The 819-nt window shown below is 27.6% G+C and carries 1 protein-coding gene; it reads right to left on the bottom strand.

The window, feature by feature from the left end; translation table 11 throughout:
- On the bottom strand, positions 1-719 hold a 719-nt coding region (locus IQC44_RS11825), incomplete at its 3' end, for an IS256 family transposase, variant Zn-binding type (protein WP_420837850.1).
- Positions 720-819: the final 100 nt, after the last annotated feature.

Raw genomic sequence — 819 nt, 5'->3', positions numbered from 1 at the left:
CTTGGATGAGTTGGTGAATATTTGAGAGTATTAGGATTCAAAGATTGCTCTTCTAGGAAAGATTTATACTTTATGTACCAAATATTAAGTGCCTCTTCAAAGCTTTCTTTTTTGATATTTGGAAGTTTTTTAGTAATTTGCAGTAAATCTATTGAAGCATCTAGTCTTGGATTATTTGTCAAATATCTTTTTACTATGGCAATTTGGTGAAAATGACATAATTGAATAGGGATATCTTTAAATGCCTTATTTAAGCCTCTCTTTCCATCTAATACGACACCAAGAACTTCATATCCTTGTTCTTTAATTGTTTTAAAAAGTTGTTTATAATCCTCAACAGTTTCACTTTGAATATGTTTTGAAACAATTATTTTATTGTTGATAACATCTTTAAAGACTAAAGTACCCATCTTATCTTTTCTTTTTCCAAAAAAAGTTGCATCAGCAACAATGATTACTTTTGAAGGTGATATTTTTATTTCATCAGGTTCATACTCATCAAGATATTTTTTAATCCAAGGGATGCTTTTATGATATTTTATTGAGAGTTGTTTGAGTGTTTGTTTGCCTTGAAAATATTCAAAAAAGAGTTTTTTAATAAGTTTATTTGGTCTTTTAGATGATGAAAAACTATGTCCACAATCAGCACATAAATATCTTTGAATTTCTCTTCTTTTACCATTCTTTTTTACACAAAAACTTTTACAATTTGGACAAATTCTAGTGCTTTTTTACAACTCATTGTAAATAATCCTTTTTAAATAACGATAGTATCGAACTTAGCTTAAGTTTTCAGCAACCCATTTTTTTCATTAAGCC

This window comes from Arcobacter vandammei (assembly GCF_016106035.1).
In the GTDB taxonomy this organism is placed as follows: domain Bacteria; phylum Campylobacterota; class Campylobacteria; order Campylobacterales; family Arcobacteraceae; genus Aliarcobacter; species Aliarcobacter vandammei.
Note: the sequence above shows the minus strand (reverse complement) of the source record. Positions and strands in the feature narration are given on the sequence as shown.